We start from the raw sequence: 14,142 nt of genomic DNA on the forward strand, positions 1-14,142 counted from the left end.
GGTCGCGAACGAGTCATCCGCGACCCCACGGCAGCGGATCGCATGCGCCCGCCGGTCGCGCGGGACCTACAGCGGCAGCCAGGTCATCCGCTGCCCGTGCGGGGCGGTGCGGGCCAAGGCGTGGGCCTCCGCCTTCCCGTCCTCCCACCGGACCACGCCCAGCGTCGCCAGCCCGTCCCCGCCCGCGAGGTCCGACCGCCCGGGCAGGACCTGCTCGAGACCGGCCCCGTAGAACTCCTCCGACACCCACCAGACCGGCCGGGAAGCCGCCAGCGAAGCCAGCTCCGAGACGAACTCGGCCCGCCGCGAAGCCCCGAAGTACGCCAGCACGTGGCTGGTCAGCACCACCAACGGCCCGTCCAGCGACGCGGCCGCCGCGGCGAAGTCCGTGACCCCGTCTCCGGTGATCAGCCGCGGCCGGTGCTTGGCCTGCTCGGCCGCCGCCGTGCGCAGCAGCCTGATGCGGTCCGGCTGGTCGGCCCACACGCACGCCTCGAGCCACGCCAGCTCGTCCTCGTCCGACAGGTCCACCGGGGCCCGGTCGAGACCCGCCCGGTCCGTCACCGCCAGCTTCTTCGGCAGCTTCGGCGCGACCGCGCCCGGGGCCAGGTCCAGTGCGCAGTGCAGGCCGACCGCCGACTTGGCCGGGCCGGCCGTCAGCTGCTCGCCGCCGTCGCACTGGTAGCGGTAGCCGAAGCGGTCCATGCCCAGCAGGAGGCCCGCGGAGCAGCCGACCTCCAGCAGGGCGACCTTCCCGCCTGCTTCGCGAGCCGCCCGCGCCACGCCCGGGTACAGCAGCGCCGCCCGGCGGACCTCGTTCGTCTGCGTGTACCGCGACGAAATCAGCGCCCGCGCCTTGTCCGCCCGCTCCAGCAGGAACGACCGGAACAGCGGCCACGTCTCCGGATCGACGCCGTCGAAGCCGCCCAGGGACGGGTAGTAGCGGGACAGCGGGTGGATCGGGTCGGCCTGCACGAGCCGGTGCGCGGTCGCCATCAGCAGCGTCGCGCGCACCTCGCCGTCGCGCGCGACCGACAGCAGCCCGGCGACGTCGTCGTCCTCGGCCGCCTGAAGGGCCAGGTGCTCGTACAGCGGCGAGACCCCGCGGGCCTCGACTTCCGCGAACGTGCGGAGTACGTCCTTGATCGCGTCCAGGTCCATCAGAGCCTCATTCGTGCGGCACCGGCCGGCCCGGCTGCTCCCCGCCCCGAGTTTCCCCGTAGGAGCGCTTCGGCACCATCACCTTCCGCCGGAAGGTGCACACGATCAGGCCGTCCTGCTTGTAGCCGCGCGTCTCGACGTACACGACGCCGCGGTCGTCCTTCGACTTCGACGGCGTCTTGTCGAGCACCTCGGTCTCGCCGTAGATGGTGTCGCCGTGGAACGTCGGCTTGACGTGCTTGAGCGACTCGACCTCGAGGTTCGCGATGGCTTTGCCGGAAACGTCGGGCACGGACATGCCCAGCAGCAGCGAATAGACGTAGTTGCCGACGACGACGTTCTTGCCGAAGTCGGTCGTCTCCCCGGCGTAGTGCGCGTCCAGGTGCAGCGGGTGGTGGTTCATCGTGATCAGGCAGAACAGGTGGTCGTCGTATTCGGTGACCGTTTTGCCCGGCCAGTGCTTGTAGACCGCACCGACCTCGAACTCCTCGTAGTACCGACCGAACTGCACTCGTCTTCTCCTGTCCCGCGTAACACCGCGTGAGCCTGGTACGACACGCATCCGTAGTGAGGAGTACCCTCAACCATCGGTTCTCGTGCGTCAACGCGAGCCCCACCACTCTGCACCCGGCCCGAAGGAGGTGAGGAACCCGATGAGCAGTGGCGATAGTCCGCTCCCTAGTAGTCCCAGCGTTCCCACCTCACGGGTCGTCTCCAGGTAGGCCTTCTTCCACCCCCTCGGGAACGCTGGTGTCGCCGGGCGGACGTACTCCGCCCCTGGTCAGTCGTCTCGCACGACCACGCACGACGCCCAGGAGATCCCATGCCTGCCATTCCCTCGCTCGGCGGCCTCCGCGGCCGCGGTAACAAGGGCGCCGTCCCCGTCCGGCCCGTCCCGGTACCGCTGTCCGCCTACGTCGTCGACTGCGCGGTGTACGTCGCGGGCGAGCGCCTGCCCGGCCGCTGGACGCACATCGAGGCGATCAAAGAGGTCCGCAAGCGCCACGAAGGCTTCGTCTGGATCGGCTTGCACGAGCCGGACTCGCAGCAGATCCAAGGCATCGCCGAAACCTTCGGGCTGCACGAGCTGGCGGTCGAGGACGCGCTCGAAGCGCACCAGCGGCCGAAGCTCGAGCGCTACGACGACACGCTGTTCCTCGTGGTGAAAACCGTCCGGTACGTCGAACACGAGTCACCCACAACGGCGAACGAAATCGTCGAGACCGGCGAGCTCATGGTGTTCCTCGGCCGCGACTTCGTCATCACGGTGCGGCACGGGAACCACTCCGGGCTGGCGCGGCTGCGCCGGGAGCTGGACGACGACCCCGAGCGCCTGCAGCTGGGCCCGGCCGCGGTCGTGCACGCGATCGCCGACCACGTCGTCGACCACTACCTCGACGTCACGGGCCGGATCGAAAACGACATCGACGTCATGGAGGCGCAGGTCTTCGCGCCCCGGTCGCAGGTCAGCGCGGAGCAGATCTACCTGATGAAGCGGGAGGTGCTGGAGCTGCGGCGCGCGGTGATGCCGCTCGCGACGCCGGTGCAGCGCCTGGCCGAGGGCTACACGCGGCTGGTGCCGGACGAGGTCCGCTCGTACTTCCGCGACGTCGCCGACCACCTCACGACCGTGTCCGACCGGGTGGCGGCGTTCGACGAACTGCTGTCCACCCTGGTCGACGCGACGGTGGCGAAGATCTCGCTGCAGCAGAACACCGACATGCGCAAGATCACGTCGTGGGCGGCGATCATCACCGTGCCGACGATGATCGCCGGCATCTACGGGATGAACTTCGACTACCTGCCCGAACTGCACTGGAAGTTCGGGTACCCGCTGGTGATCACCGTGATCCTCGGCATCTGCCTGTTGCTGTACCGAATATTCCGGAAGAACGGCTGGCTCTAGGTCCCCTTTCTTTCCACCGGAATCAGTGCAGGAGAATTCGTGATGCCCCGGATGCTGTCCAACCTCAAGTTCTGGGCGCTCGCGCTCAGCGTGCTCTGGATCGTCGTCATCACTTTCGTCATCGTCGCCGACCCGGGGTTCGCGCACGGCATGAAGTAGGGCCGCCCGTCGTACCCTGGGTGCGTGCCGAAAGCGCTGGTCGTCTCCGACGAGGTCGACGAGCGGTTGTGGACCGACGCGGTCCGCACCGTCTCCGTCGACCTGGTCATCGGCGCCGGCGACCTCCCCTACGACTACCTCGCGTTCCTGGCCGGCGCGCTCGACGTGCCGTGCGTGTTCGTGCCCGGCAACCACGACCCGGACCTGAGCGGCTACACCCGCTACGGCGGGCTGTCGATGAAGGACGGTTTCCCGACGGTCTGGCCGGGCCCGGCGGGCGGCGTCAACGCGGACGGCCGGGTCGTCGACGTCGCCGGGATCCGGTTCGCCGGGCTCGGCGGCTCGATCCGCTACAACGACGGGCCGAACCAGTGGACGCAGCGCCAGCAGGCGCGCCGCGCCCGCGGCCTGGTGCGGCGCGCTCGCCGGCGGTCCCGTCGTGACGGCCGTGCCGTCGACGTCCTGCTGACGCACTCACCGCCGCTCGACCTCGGCGACCGGGCGGACCCGCCGCACCGCGGGTTCGCGTGCCTGCACCGGACGATCGACGCCTTGCGCCCGAAGTGGTTGCTGCACGGGCACATCCACCCCCACGGCGAGCCGGTGCCGGACCGCGTCGTCGGCGAAACCCGGATCCGCAACGTGGTGGGCCACCGGATCATGGAGTTCTCATGAAAGAGACGGGGTTCCCCCGCGCCGACGCGGAGAACGACTTCCTCCGCGCGCGCCGGGGCCAGGTGCTTTCGCGGCTCTCGACGTGGCTGCGCCGCGAGCCCGACGACGTCAACATCATGCTGCCGTTCCACGAAGTCGTGGAGGCGCTCGGCTACCTCGGCGAGCACCGGATCGGGTTGCGGGTGATCAAGCTGGACTCGATCGCCGGCACGGTCGACCGCAGCCGCGACTTCGACCGCCGCTTCCGCCCGACGTCGGCCCGCGTCCGCGAACGCTGGGAGCGGCTCGCCTTGGCGGCGCGCCGAGGCGAGGAAATCCCGCCGATCGAGGTGTACCGCGTCGGCGAGCTGCACTTCGTCATCGACGGCCACCACCGGGTTTCGGTCGCGATCGCGCAGGGACTGTCCACAATAGAGGCGGCGGTGACGGCGGTCCGCACCAAACTGGACCCGAGCGGCATCCGCCACCGCGGCGACCTGATCGTCAAGGACTACCGGCGCCTGTTCCTGGAACGGGTTCCGCTGACGGGCCACGCGCGCGCGTCGGTGATCGTGTCGGACCCGTGGGACTACGCGAAGCTGGGCGAGCACGTGGAGGCGTGGGGCTTCCGGCTGATGCAGGACGAGGGCCGGTTCTGCGACCGCGCGAGCGTGGCGCAGCGGTGGTTCGAAGAGGAGTTCGTCCCGGTGGTGGCGATGCTGCGCCAGGCCGGCCTGATCGGCGACCGCACGGACGCGGAGGCGTACATGTGGGTGGCGGCGGAGCGGTACCGCCTGATCCGGACCCACCGCTGGGACGACGAGGTCATCGAAACGCTGCGCTCCCGGCGGCACTAGGAGTCCGGGCGGTTGAACCGGTGGGCCCTGCGTTCGTCGAAACGCTGGTCCGCGTCCTCGACGAACCTCCGCGCACGCCCGATCGCGAAGCTCGAAGGTGGCTCGGCCGTCCGGTCGGTTCCCTCTTGCCGGGCGGCCAAAAGCTCGACGCGGCCGGCGAGCAGGTTCGTGGTTCGCAGGATTCCGGCTTGGGCGAACCGGACCGGCAGTCCTCAGAAGTCCAGCCCCGGCGTCAGCGCCAGCTGCCGCACCTGGGCCGCCGTCAACGTCGGCTCCGGGCGCTGTCCCGGCAACCTCACCCCCGACCGCTCCAGCACGCCGCTGTTGTTCGACCAGAACTGCACCTGCGCGTCCGGTCCCGCGCGGGCCACCCGGTGGGTCACCACGTCACCCGACCGCAACGTCGAGAGCCACATCAACCCCTGCGGTGTCGGTTCCGTGCGGCACGAGAGCTCCTCCGGCGCGCCGCACGGTGGGCCGCCCGAGCTCCCCGGCAGCATCAGCACGTACACCGATCCCGAGCCCTCCGCGTCCGTCACCCGGACGCCCATGTGGAACAACGCCTCCCGCGGGGCGTCGCCCGCCGCGTCGGCGATCAGGTGGAACGGGTCCTCGGGCGGGGTCTCCCCCGGGATCGTCAGCCGCGTGATCTGCGCGTCCGGGGACACCAGCGCGCGGATCGCGCGGCCCACCACGCAGCTCAGCCGGTCGACCAGCGCCTCCCGCGTGTCCGACGCGGTGGGGCACGGGACGTTCGCCACCGAGCCGCGGTGCGGCAGGACCACCACCGCCACCCCCAGCGCCAGGACCACCACCGCCAGCGCCGCCGCGCCCGTCAGCAGGTGACGGCGGCGAGCCGCCCGGGCCGCCGCGAGGACCGCCTCGCCGGACAGGCCGATCGGGGGCTCGTCTTCGGTCACGTACGCCGTCAACACCGAGCGGACGTCTTCCATCACCACTCCTCGCTCGTCGGCGCCGGCAGGACCGCGCGCAGGGCTTCGACCCCGCGGGCCGTCTGGGACTTGACCGTGCATTCGGCCACGCGCAGCAGCGCCGACACCTCGGCCACCGGGAGGTCCTCCAGGAACCGCAGCACGACCATCGCGCGCTGCCGCGGCGTCAGCCCGCCCAGCGCCCGCTCGACGTCGAGGCGCAACGGCGTGTCCCGGCCCGGTGGGGCCGCCGGTTCCGGCACCGCCGGCGTCACGTACTCCCGCCCCGATTTCCGCCGCCCGGCCAGGAAGAGGTTCAGCAGGATCCGGCGCGCGTACGCGTCGGCCGTGTCCGGCCGCACCCGGCGCCACCGGCGGTAGAGCTGGACGAACATCGCCTGCACGAGGTCTTCCGCGCCGTGCCAGTCGCCGCACAGGGCGAACGCCACCCGGCGGAACCGCTGGACCCGCGCGGCGAAGTACTCGCTGAAATCGGAATCTCCCGACGCCCCCACCCGGCCTCCTTCGCCCGTTCAGTCTTACTAGTGCGCGAGGGGCCGGAAAGGTTCAAGCGTCCCCCGTGCGAGCTACGCGCGGGTGTCCACCGCGTGGGGACGATCCCGGGCCGCCGGATCCCTAGCGTTCTTCCCAGGCGCGGCACGTCGGTGCGCGAATTCGGCGAAGGAGTTCTGATGAGGCTGCTCTGGCAGTTGCCGGCCGTCGTGGCGATCGCGTTCGTCGGCGGCCAAGCCGTCAACGTCGTGGCCGGGAACCCGTGGCTCACGTTCGTCCTCGGCGCGGTGACCGCCGTGCTCGCGGTGCTGGTCTACCGCTGGGTGGTCCGGCGGACCGAGCAGCGCCCGGTGACGGAGCTGGCCGGGCCGGGCGCCCCGCTCGCACTCGGCCGGGGCGTGCTGGCCGGGTTCGCGCTGTTCGCCGTCGTCATCGGGAACATCGCGCTCCTCGGGGACTACGAGGTCCACGGCTGGGGCACGGTGACCGGCGCCGTCGGGCTGGTCGGCTTCATGGCCGCCGCCGCGGTGACGGAGGAACTGCTCTTCCGCGGCGTCCTGTTCCGGATCGTCGAAGAGCGCACCGGCACCGCGATCGCCCTGGTGCTGACCGGGGTGTTGTTCGGCCTGTCCCACCTGTTCAACGCGCACGCGACCCTGTGGGGCGCCGTCGCCATCGCGATCGAGGCCGGCGGCCTGCTGACCGCCGCGTACGTCGCCGCCCGCAAGCTGTGGCTGCCGATCGGGCTGCATTTCGGCTGGAACTTCGCCGCGGCCGGCCTGTTCGGCACCGAGGTTTCGGGCAACGGCACGCCGCAGGGCCTGCTCGACGCCGTGACGTCGGGCCCGGTCGCCGTCACCGGCGGTTCCTTCGGCCCGGAAGGCAGCCTCTACTCGGTGCTGTTCTGCCTGCTGGGCACGGGCGCGTTCCTGTGGCTGGCCCACCGGCGCGGGAACCTGGTGCCCCGCGGCGGGCGCGCCGAGCGGGTCGACAGCGTCACTACACTCGCCCGGTGATCGAGCGGACGCCGGCGCGGTGGCGCCGGTTCGACGTCGTCGTCCGGGACTTCCCGCTCGCGGTGGTGTTCCTGGCGGCGGCGTTCCTGCCCGCCGTCCAGAGCCACGGCACGCAGCTCGGCGGGCTCCCGCAGCGGCCCTTCGACGCGCTGGCCCTCGTGGCCGTCGCCTTCGAATGCCTCCCGCTGGCCGTCCGCCGGCGGTGGCCCGCCCTGTGCCTCGTGCTGGTGTCGCTCGGCTTCGCCCTCGACCAGCTCCGCGGCTACCACTCGGTGTCCGGCGCGGCGCTGGCCGTCGCGCTGATGAGCGCGGGCGCGCACTTGCACCGGCGAAGGCTCGTTGCCGCGTCGGTGTTGTCCGCGGCCTACGTGCCGCTGGCGGTCGTCCTGTTCCGGCTCGGTTCGGAGCCGCCCGCCGAGTTCGTCACGTTCTACCTGCTGCTGGTGTTCGCGTGGGGCGTCGGGGCGTGGCTGCGCGCCTCCCGCGCCACCGAGACCGAACGCCGCCGCCGCGTCGCCGACGACACGCGCGCGGCCGAACGCGCCCGCATCGCGCGCGAACTCCACGACGTCGTCACCCACCACGTGACGGCGATGGTCGTGCAGGCCGAGGCGGCCCGGTACCTGACCGCCGCCCCCGACCGCCTCGGCGAGTCGCTGACCGCGATCACCGGCACCGGCCGCCGCGCCATCGCCGACCTGCGGCACCTGCTGGACCTGCTCAACCCCGACCACGGTCCCGGGAGCACGCCGCCGCCGGGCGGGCTCCGCACGCTCGTGGAGCACGCGCGCGAAGCCGGGCAGCCGGTGGAGTTCGCCGAGGAGGGCACGCCGGCCGACACCGCCGGCAGTGCCGACCTCGTGGCCTACCGCGTCGTGCAGGAAGCACTGACGAACGCCCTCAAGCACGCCCGCGGCAGCCGGACGTCGGTCCGGGTGGACCACGGCGAACGGGAGATCGAAGTGGCCGTCAGCACCGAAGGCCCGGGCAGCGCGTCCCCCGGCGGCAGCGGACGCGGCCTCGCGGGTCTCCGCGAACGCGTCGGCCTCCTGGGCGGCGACTTCAGCGCGGACCACCACGGCACCGTGTTCCTCGTGCACGCCCGGATCCCCACCGGGAACCGGGCGTGACCGCGCGGATCCGGGTCCTCGTCTGCGACGACCAGATGCTGATCCGCACCGGCCTCGTGACGATCATCGGCGCGCAGCCGGACTTCGAGGTGGCGGGCGAGTGCGGGGACGGGAAGGCCGCGGTCGAGCTCGCCGGGCGGGTTCACCCCGACGTCGTCGTGATGGACGTGCGCATGCCGGTGCTCGACGGCATCGAAGCCACCCGCCTGCTGGCCGGGCCCGGCGTCGCGCACCCGGTCAAGGTGCTCGTGCTGACGACGTTCAACCTCGACGAGTACGTCTACGAAGCACTGCGCGCGGGCGCGAGCGGGTTCCTGCTCAAGGACGCGCCGCCCGAGCACCTGCTGCACGGGATCCGGACCGTCGCCGCCGGTTCGGCGCTGCTCGACCCCGAAGTCACGCGGCGGCTCGTGGGCCGGCACGCCGCCCGGATCCGGCCGGCCGGCACCGCGCCCGAGCACCCGCTGACCCCGCGCGAACTCGAGGTGCTCCGCTTGATCGCGGACGGCATGTCGAACGCCGAAATCGCCGCGAAGCTCTTCATCAGCCCGGAAACCGTGAAGACCTTCGTCTCGCGCATCCTGACCAAGCTCGACCTGCGAGACCGCGTCCAGGCGGTCGTCTACGCCTACCGCCACGGCTTGGTCACCTGACGCGCCGAAGCGGGCCCCCCGAAGGCCCGCTTCGGCGCGAAAGGGTCTTACATGTGGACGGCGCCGGGAGCGGCTTCGCCCTTCGGGACGCCCGGGCGCAGCAGCAGCCCGCTGAGCACCGCGCCGACCGCGAAGATCACGGCCGCCCAGGTGAACGCCGTCGTGTAGCTCTCGATCGACGCCTCGGCCGCGAGCTGCGGGGTCGGGACCTTGCCCGCGAGGTAGGCCGTCGCCGCGTTGCCGGCCAGCGTCGACAGCAGCGCCGTGCCGATCGAACCGCCGACCTGCTGCATCGTGTTGACCGCGGCCGACGCGACACCCGCGTCGTGCGCCTCGACGCCGAAGGTCGCGACGCTCATCGCCGGCGCCATCGCCAGGCCGATGCCGAAGCCCATCACCAGCAGCGGGCCCAGCACGCCGGAGGTGTACGTGCTGTCGAGGCCGATGCCGCTCAGCCAGAACAGGCCGACGGCGGCGATCGCCATGCCGGTCGGGACCAGCGGACGCGGGCCGAAGCGGGGCAGCAGCACGGCCGTCGCCGTCGTCGCGGACAGCATCAGCGTGGCGACCATCGGCAGGAAGCCGACGCCGCTCTCGATCGGCGTGAACTGCAGGTTCTGCTGCACGTAGAACGTCAGGAACAGGAAGATCGCGAACATGCCGATGGCGAGCAGGAACATCGCCAGGTACGAGCCGCCGCGGTTGCGGTCGAGCAGCACGCGCAGCGGGAGCAGCGGGTGCGAGACGCGCTGCTGCAGCCACACGAACACGCCCAGCAGCACGACACCGGCGGCGAGGAAGCCCCACACCGACACGGCGGACCACGAGTCCGACTCGGCGTTCGCGAAGCCGTAGACGAGGGCGAACAGACCGGCCGACGCCGTGACCGTGCCGGGCAGGTCGAGCTTCGGGCGCGGGCCTTCGGTCTCCTGGCTGCGCAGCAGGATCGAGCCGCCGACGAAGGCGACGACGGCGAAGATGATGTTGACGAACATGCACCAGCGCCAGTCGAGGTACTCGGTCAGCACGCCGCCGAGCAGCAGGCCGATCGCGGCACCGCCACCGCCGATGGCCCCGAAGACGCCGAACGCGCGGCCACGCTCCTTCGGGTCGGTGAACGTCGTGGTCAGCAGCGAAAGCGCGGCGGGCGCGAGCAGCGCGCCGAACACACCCTGCGCGGCGCGCGCGATCAGCAGCATCTCGATGTTGGCGGCCGCGCCCCCGAGCGCGGACACCGCGGCGAAGCCGGCGAGGCCGACCAGGAACGCGTTCTTGCGGCCGAAGACGTCGGCGAGCCGGCCGCCGAGCAGCAGCAGGCTGCCGAACGCGAGCGCGTACGCGGTGACGACCCACTGGCGGGCGTCGTTGGAGAAGCCCAGGTCGACCTGGGCCGACGGCAGCGCGATGTTCACGACGGTCGCGTCGAGCACGACCATCAGCTGCGCGATGCCGATCATCACCAGGATCAGCCACCGCCGGCTGTGGTGGGGGTTCTCGGCGGCGCGCGCGTCCCCCGGCGGCGCGACGGCGAGAGTGGATTCGGACATGGGTGTCCCCTCACTGGGAGTGATCAGGAAGCTATGTGGAGTAGGTATCTCCCCTTACGCGACCCAAGGTACACACAAACCGGAGATGGTGCCTCTACTTTGTGAGCTAGACTGAGGGAATGACACGGGACGCAGGTCCCGCCGCACCGGCGCGGCCGCTGCGGCGCGACGCCGAACTCAACCGCCGCCGCATCCTGGCGTCGGCCCGCGTGGTGTTCGGCCAACGCGGGCTCGAAGCCACGCTGGACGACATCGCCCACCACGCCGGCCTCGGCGTCGGCACGGTCTACCGCCGGTTCCCCAGCAAGGAACACCTGGTCGAGGCGATGTTCGCCGAGCGCATGGAGGAAATCGGCGATCTCGCCGAGGAAGCGCTGAAGGCCGAAGACGCGTGGCAGGCGTTCGTCGACTTCACCTGGAAGTCGATCGAGCTCCACTCGGGCGACCGCGGGCTGCGCGAGATCATGCTGTCCAACAAGTTCGGCCACGAGCACGTCGCCGAGGAGAAGGCCCGCATGGTGCCGTTGATCACACGGCTCGTCGAACGGGCCCAGGAGGCGGGCGGCCTGCGCGCCGACTTCTCCCCGACGGACATCCCGCTGCTGCACATGATGATCGGCTCGGCGATCGAGTTCACGTCGGCGGTGGAGCCGGATCTGTGGCGCCGCTGCCTCGCGATGCTGCTCGACGGACTGCGCGCCGAGCCGGGCAAGCCATCGAAGCTGCCGCGGCCACCGCTCGGGGTGGACGAGGTCGACGAAGCCATGTCCTGCTGGCGCCCCTGAGGCTCAGCAGGTGCTTCCGGCCCGTTCGGGGATCGGGGCCGGCTGCGGGCGCCACCGCGCGGCGATCCCGCAACGGCAGCCGCACCCACAACGCCACGGCCCCCGTACCCGCCGAGCCGCTCCGCCGGGCGGACGTCAGCGCGACGAGGGCGCGCACGTCTCCGGCGGCCCGCGCGGCCAGCCTCGGGACCGCGGGCGAGTTCCCCGCCGGCGCCGAGGACTTCGGGGTGCGCGGGTCCGTCACTCGGACGGGATGACCGCCCACATGATCAGGTAGGCCACGAACTGCGGCCCGGGCAGCAGGCAGGACAGCACGGCCAGCAGCCGGACCGTGCCGGGCTTCATGCCGAACCGCCGCGCCAGGGCCGCGCAGACGCCGCCGATCATGCGGCCGTTGCGGGGGCGGGACAGTCGCTGGGTGACCGGTGCGCTCATCGTCGTTTCCTTTTCCTCGAAGTTCCGATGACTCCACTTCACCACCGGAGTACCCGCTTCCGCATCGCTCGCGGGAAGGATCGCTCCCTTAGGGGACGGCAAAGCCGAAAAACATTCGTGAGTCCGGCGAAATCGCTGCCGCCCGGCCCGGATCGGGCTGAACTGCGGGTTTGCCGGTGGGCACTCCGAAAATACTGAGAGATGTCCCCGTCAGGGCTGGTTTTTCGGCCCGATGTGGTGATACTTGCTCCCCGTGTACCCGCTTGCGAAAAGCTTGGCCGTCGCGGTGTTCTGCGCCCTGCTCACGGCGGGGTGCGCGACGACTCAGGCCACACCCGAACCCGACCACTCCGGCCCGTCGCCGCTCACGGCGTCCGCCGCGCTCGGCGACTTCGGCACCGTCGACTACTGCAGCCTGCTGAACGTGGCCGAGGTCGCGCCGGGCGCGGTCGCCGTGCCGACGTTCGAGAGCTGCCAGGCGACCCGCGGCGCGCAGACGATCCAGCTCGGGCCGCTGGCCTTCGACTCCGACCCCAACATCAAGCCCTACGCCTACCCCGGCCCGGTGCCCGACGGCGTCGCGATCCAGCAGTCGGCGTTCAACGACCGCAGCGCGTGCACCCGCGCGATCACCTTCGCCGACGGCAACCGGGTCGACCTGTCGGTCACCGACACCGGGAACGACCAGGCGGCGCGCTGCGGTGTCGCGGACGCCGCCATCGGTTCGGCGCTGGCCGCCGTCACCGCGAACAAAGTCGGCAGGCTGACGTTCCCGGACCGCTCGTGGGGCCGGGTGGCGCCGTGCGTGCTGCTCGACAACCACGACCTCGACGCCGCCGCCGGCCCCGGCAGCAAGCCGACGACCGGGCTGTCCGGGCACAGCTGCATCCGCGGCAAGGTCAGCCTGAAGCTGACGGTCGAGACGGCGGAATCCCCCGCGCCGCCGGAAACCCTGGGCGGCCGCCCGGCCCGGGTCCGGACCGCGGGCGCGTTCTGCCTGGTCGACACCACCCAGCCGGCCCCGGGCCCGCCGGGCCGCCGCGAGCTGGCCGAGATCAGCGTGGTGGAGACGGCCGGCACGGCGAACGACGCCACCTGTGCCCTGGCCCGCACGGCGGCGACGTCGATCCTCCCGCGCCTGCCGACCGCCTGAACGCCGTGAAGGCCGCCCCGGAACCCCGGGGCGGCCTTCACGGTTTTGAAGCGGCTCAGTCCTCGTACGTCAGGTTCTTGCCGTTCGAGGGGTCGAACAGCTTGATCTTGTCCGCGTCGTACCAGACCTCGAGGTCCGCGTTCTCCGCCGCGGACGACTCGGCCGACAGGCGGGCCACGATCTGGGACTCCGAGCCCGGGACGTCGGACGAACCGCTGTCCGCGGCCAGTTCCGCCAGTTCCTCGGACGTCGCCACGTCGCCCTCCAGCGTGAAGTGGGCGAACTTCTCCGAGCCCATCGACTCGAGCACGTCGATGTGCGCGGTGAACGTGCCGCCGCCCGACTTCTGGCCGGCTTCGACCAGCGCCGCGTCCTCGAAGTGCTCCGGCCGGATGCCGACCAGGACCTCCCGCGGCGCGTTCGCCTTCTCCACCAGCTGCCGGATCCGGTCCGTCAGCGGGGTGGTGCCCAGCGCGCTGCGCAGCTCGTTGTTCTCCAGCGTCGCCGGGACGAAGTTCATCGACGGCGAGCCGATGAACCCGGCCACGAACAGGTTCGCCGGGTTGTCGTAGAGGAACTGCGGAGCGCCGATCTGCTGCACGTACCCACCGCGCAGCACCACGACCCGGTCGCCCAGGGTCATGGCTTCGGTCTGGTCGTGCGTCACGTACAGCGTGGTGGTGCCGAGCTGCTTCTGGATCTTCGACACCGACGTCCGCATCTGGCCGCGCAGCTTGGCGTCCAGGTTGGACAGTGGCTCGTCCATCAGGAACGCCTTGGGGCTGCGGACGATCGCCCGGCCCATCGCGACGCGCTGGCGCTGGCCACCGGAGAGGTTGGCCGGCTTGCGGTCCAGGTGCGCGGTCAGGTCGAGGATCGTCGCCGCCTCTTCGACCTTCGCCCGCACCGTCTTGTCGTCCACTTTGGCCAGCCGCAGCGGGAAGGCCATGTTCTCCCGGACGCTCATGTGCGGGTAGAGCGCGTAGGACTGGAACACCATCGCGATGTCCCGGTCCTTCGGGGCCTTCTCGTTGACGCGCTTGCCGTCGATGCGCAGCTCGCCCGAGGAGATGTCCTCCAGGCCCGCCACCATGTTCAGCGTCGTCGACTTCCCGCAGCCGGACGGGCCGACCAGGATGATGAACTCGCCGTCGGCGATGGTGATGTCCACTTCGGACACGGCGAGGGCGCCGTCGGGGTACTTCTTCGACACCTTGTCGAGCACGATCTCTGCCATAGCG

At 71.3% G+C, this 14,142-nt stretch carries 15 protein-coding genes; 8 read left to right on the top strand and 7 right to left on the bottom strand.

All coding sequences use genetic code 11. From position 1 onward, the window contains the following. Positions 1-66: 66 nt before the first annotated feature. Complete coding sequence (locus tag AB0B33_RS17075) at positions 67-1,161, bottom strand: DUF2332 domain-containing protein (protein WP_360772313.1); 1,095 nt, start codon at positions 1,159-1,161, stop codon at positions 67-69. 7 nt (positions 1,162-1,168) lie between these two features. Beyond that, a complete protein-coding gene (locus AB0B33_RS17080; protein WP_247014510.1) occupies positions 1,169-1,672 on the bottom strand; it encodes a MaoC family dehydratase in 504 nt (167 codons plus the stop codon). Between the two features lie 312 nt (positions 1,673-1,984). Here AB0B33_RS17080 and corA point away from each other — a divergent pair, with 312 nt between their 5' ends. The 3 genes from corA to AB0B33_RS17095 all read left to right on the top strand — a co-directional run bounded on the left by corA (position 1,985) and on the right by AB0B33_RS17095 (position 4,737). Further along, positions 1,985-3,067 carry a magnesium/cobalt transporter CorA gene (gene corA / locus AB0B33_RS17085; protein WP_247014511.1) on the top strand — a complete coding sequence of 361 codons (1,083 nt, stop codon included), beginning with the start codon at positions 1,985-1,987 and terminating at the stop codon, positions 3,065-3,067. 183 nt (positions 3,068-3,250) lie between these two features. Continuing rightward, positions 3,251-3,901 (top strand): metallophosphoesterase, encoded by a 651-nt coding sequence (locus tag AB0B33_RS17090; protein WP_360772317.1) that lies wholly within the window; start codon positions 3,251-3,253, stop codon positions 3,899-3,901. Then, positions 3,898-4,737, top strand: coding sequence for a chromosome partitioning protein ParB (locus tag AB0B33_RS17095; RefSeq protein WP_360772319.1), 840 nt, complete (start codon positions 3,898-3,900; stop codon positions 4,735-4,737). Before AB0B33_RS17090 ends, AB0B33_RS17095 begins: the two co-directional genes overlap by 4 nt. Positions 4,738-4,949: 212 nt before the next feature. Here AB0B33_RS17095 and AB0B33_RS17100 read toward each other — a convergent pair whose 3' ends face one another. After that, entirely contained in the window at positions 4,950-5,690 is a 741-nt protein-coding gene (locus AB0B33_RS17100; protein WP_360772322.1) for a hypothetical protein, read from the bottom strand. Continuing rightward, positions 5,690-6,184 carry a SigE family RNA polymerase sigma factor gene (locus AB0B33_RS17105; RefSeq protein ID WP_360772325.1) on the bottom strand — a complete coding sequence of 165 codons (495 nt, stop codon included), beginning with the start codon at positions 6,182-6,184 and terminating at the stop codon, positions 5,690-5,692. Before AB0B33_RS17105 ends, AB0B33_RS17100 begins: the two co-directional genes overlap by 1 nt. 177 nt (positions 6,185-6,361) lie before the next feature. On the opposite strand from AB0B33_RS17105, the gene AB0B33_RS17110 reads away from it, so the two are divergent. The 3 genes from AB0B33_RS17110 to AB0B33_RS17120 are packed head-to-tail and all read left to right on the top strand — an operon-like array spanning position 6,362 to position 8,981. Then, positions 6,362-7,198, top strand: a complete 837-nt coding sequence (locus AB0B33_RS17110) for a type II CAAX endopeptidase family protein (RefSeq protein WP_360772328.1) — start codon at positions 6,362-6,364, stop codon at positions 7,196-7,198. Next, complete coding sequence (locus tag AB0B33_RS17115) at positions 7,195-8,328, top strand: histidine kinase (RefSeq protein ID WP_360772331.1); 1,134 nt, start codon at positions 7,195-7,197, stop codon at positions 8,326-8,328. Before AB0B33_RS17110 ends, AB0B33_RS17115 begins: the two co-directional genes overlap by 4 nt. Further along, a complete protein-coding gene (locus AB0B33_RS17120) occupies positions 8,325-8,981 on the top strand; it encodes a response regulator transcription factor (protein ID WP_360772334.1) in 657 nt (218 codons plus the stop codon). The genes AB0B33_RS17115 and AB0B33_RS17120 overlap by 4 nt, the downstream gene beginning before the upstream one ends. A gap of 47 nt (positions 8,982-9,028) precedes the next feature. Here the strand turns inward: AB0B33_RS17120 and AB0B33_RS17125 are convergent, their stop codons facing one another. Beyond that, on the bottom strand, positions 9,029-10,528 hold the full coding sequence (locus AB0B33_RS17125) for an MFS transporter (RefSeq protein ID WP_247014519.1): 1,500 nt from the start codon (positions 10,526-10,528) through the stop codon (positions 9,029-9,031). A 119-nt stretch (positions 10,529-10,647) separates the two neighbouring features. Between AB0B33_RS17125 and AB0B33_RS17130 the strand changes: the two genes are divergently transcribed. Then, on the top strand, positions 10,648-11,313 hold the full coding sequence (locus AB0B33_RS17130) for a TetR/AcrR family transcriptional regulator (protein WP_247014520.1): 666 nt from the start codon (positions 10,648-10,650) through the stop codon (positions 11,311-11,313). A 240-nt stretch (positions 11,314-11,553) separates the two neighbouring features. Here AB0B33_RS17130 and AB0B33_RS17135 read toward each other — a convergent pair whose 3' ends face one another. After that, positions 11,554-11,748 carry a PspC domain-containing protein gene (locus tag AB0B33_RS17135; protein WP_247014521.1) on the bottom strand — a complete coding sequence of 65 codons (195 nt, stop codon included), beginning with the start codon at positions 11,746-11,748 and terminating at the stop codon, positions 11,554-11,556. A gap of 253 nt (positions 11,749-12,001) precedes the next feature. Between AB0B33_RS17135 and AB0B33_RS17140 the strand changes: the two genes are divergently transcribed. Continuing rightward, entirely contained in the window at positions 12,002-12,901 is a 900-nt protein-coding gene (locus tag AB0B33_RS17140; RefSeq protein WP_360772339.1) for a hypothetical protein, read from the top strand. A gap of 55 nt (positions 12,902-12,956) precedes the next feature. Here AB0B33_RS17140 and ugpC read toward each other — a convergent pair whose 3' ends face one another. Then, positions 12,957-14,138 (bottom strand): sn-glycerol-3-phosphate ABC transporter ATP-binding protein UgpC, encoded by a 1,182-nt coding sequence (gene ugpC, locus AB0B33_RS17145; RefSeq protein ID WP_247014522.1) that lies wholly within the window; start codon positions 14,136-14,138, stop codon positions 12,957-12,959. Positions 14,139-14,142: the final 4 nt, after the last annotated feature.

Origin of the sequence: Amycolatopsis sp. NPDC049159 (assembly GCF_040648295.1) — a bacterium.
Taxonomy (GTDB): Bacteria; Actinomycetota; Actinomycetes; order Mycobacteriales; family Pseudonocardiaceae; genus Amycolatopsis; species Amycolatopsis pretoriensis_A.

Bases quoted from the DNA above. Each gene is read 5' to 3' on its own strand.
- AB0B33_RS17075 (WP_360772313.1), bottom strand. From the start codon at position 1,161: ATGGACCTGGACGCGATCAAGGACGTACTCCGCACGTTCGCGGAAGTC.
- corA (WP_247014511.1), top strand. From the start codon at position 1,985: ATGCCTGCCATTCCCTCGCTCGGCGGCCTCCGCGGCCGCGGTAACAAG.
- AB0B33_RS17095 (WP_360772319.1), top strand. From the start codon at position 3,898: ATGAAAGAGACGGGGTTCCCCCGCGCCGACGCGGAGAACGACTTCCTC.
- AB0B33_RS17100 (WP_360772322.1), bottom strand. From the start codon at position 5,690: ATGGAAGACGTCCGCTCGGTGTTGACGGCGTACGTGACCGAAGACGAG.
- AB0B33_RS17110 (WP_360772328.1), top strand. From the start codon at position 6,362: ATGAGGCTGCTCTGGCAGTTGCCGGCCGTCGTGGCGATCGCGTTCGTC.
- AB0B33_RS17125 (WP_247014519.1), bottom strand. From the start codon at position 10,528: ATGTCCGAATCCACTCTCGCCGTCGCGCCGCCGGGGGACGCGCGCGCC.
- AB0B33_RS17130 (WP_247014520.1), top strand. From the start codon at position 10,648: ATGACACGGGACGCAGGTCCCGCCGCACCGGCGCGGCCGCTGCGGCGC.
- AB0B33_RS17135 (WP_247014521.1), bottom strand. From the start codon at position 11,748: ATGAGCGCACCGGTCACCCAGCGACTGTCCCGCCCCCGCAACGGCCGC.
- ugpC (WP_247014522.1), bottom strand. From the start codon at position 14,138: ATGGCAGAGATCGTGCTCGACAAGGTGTCGAAGAAGTACCCCGACGGC.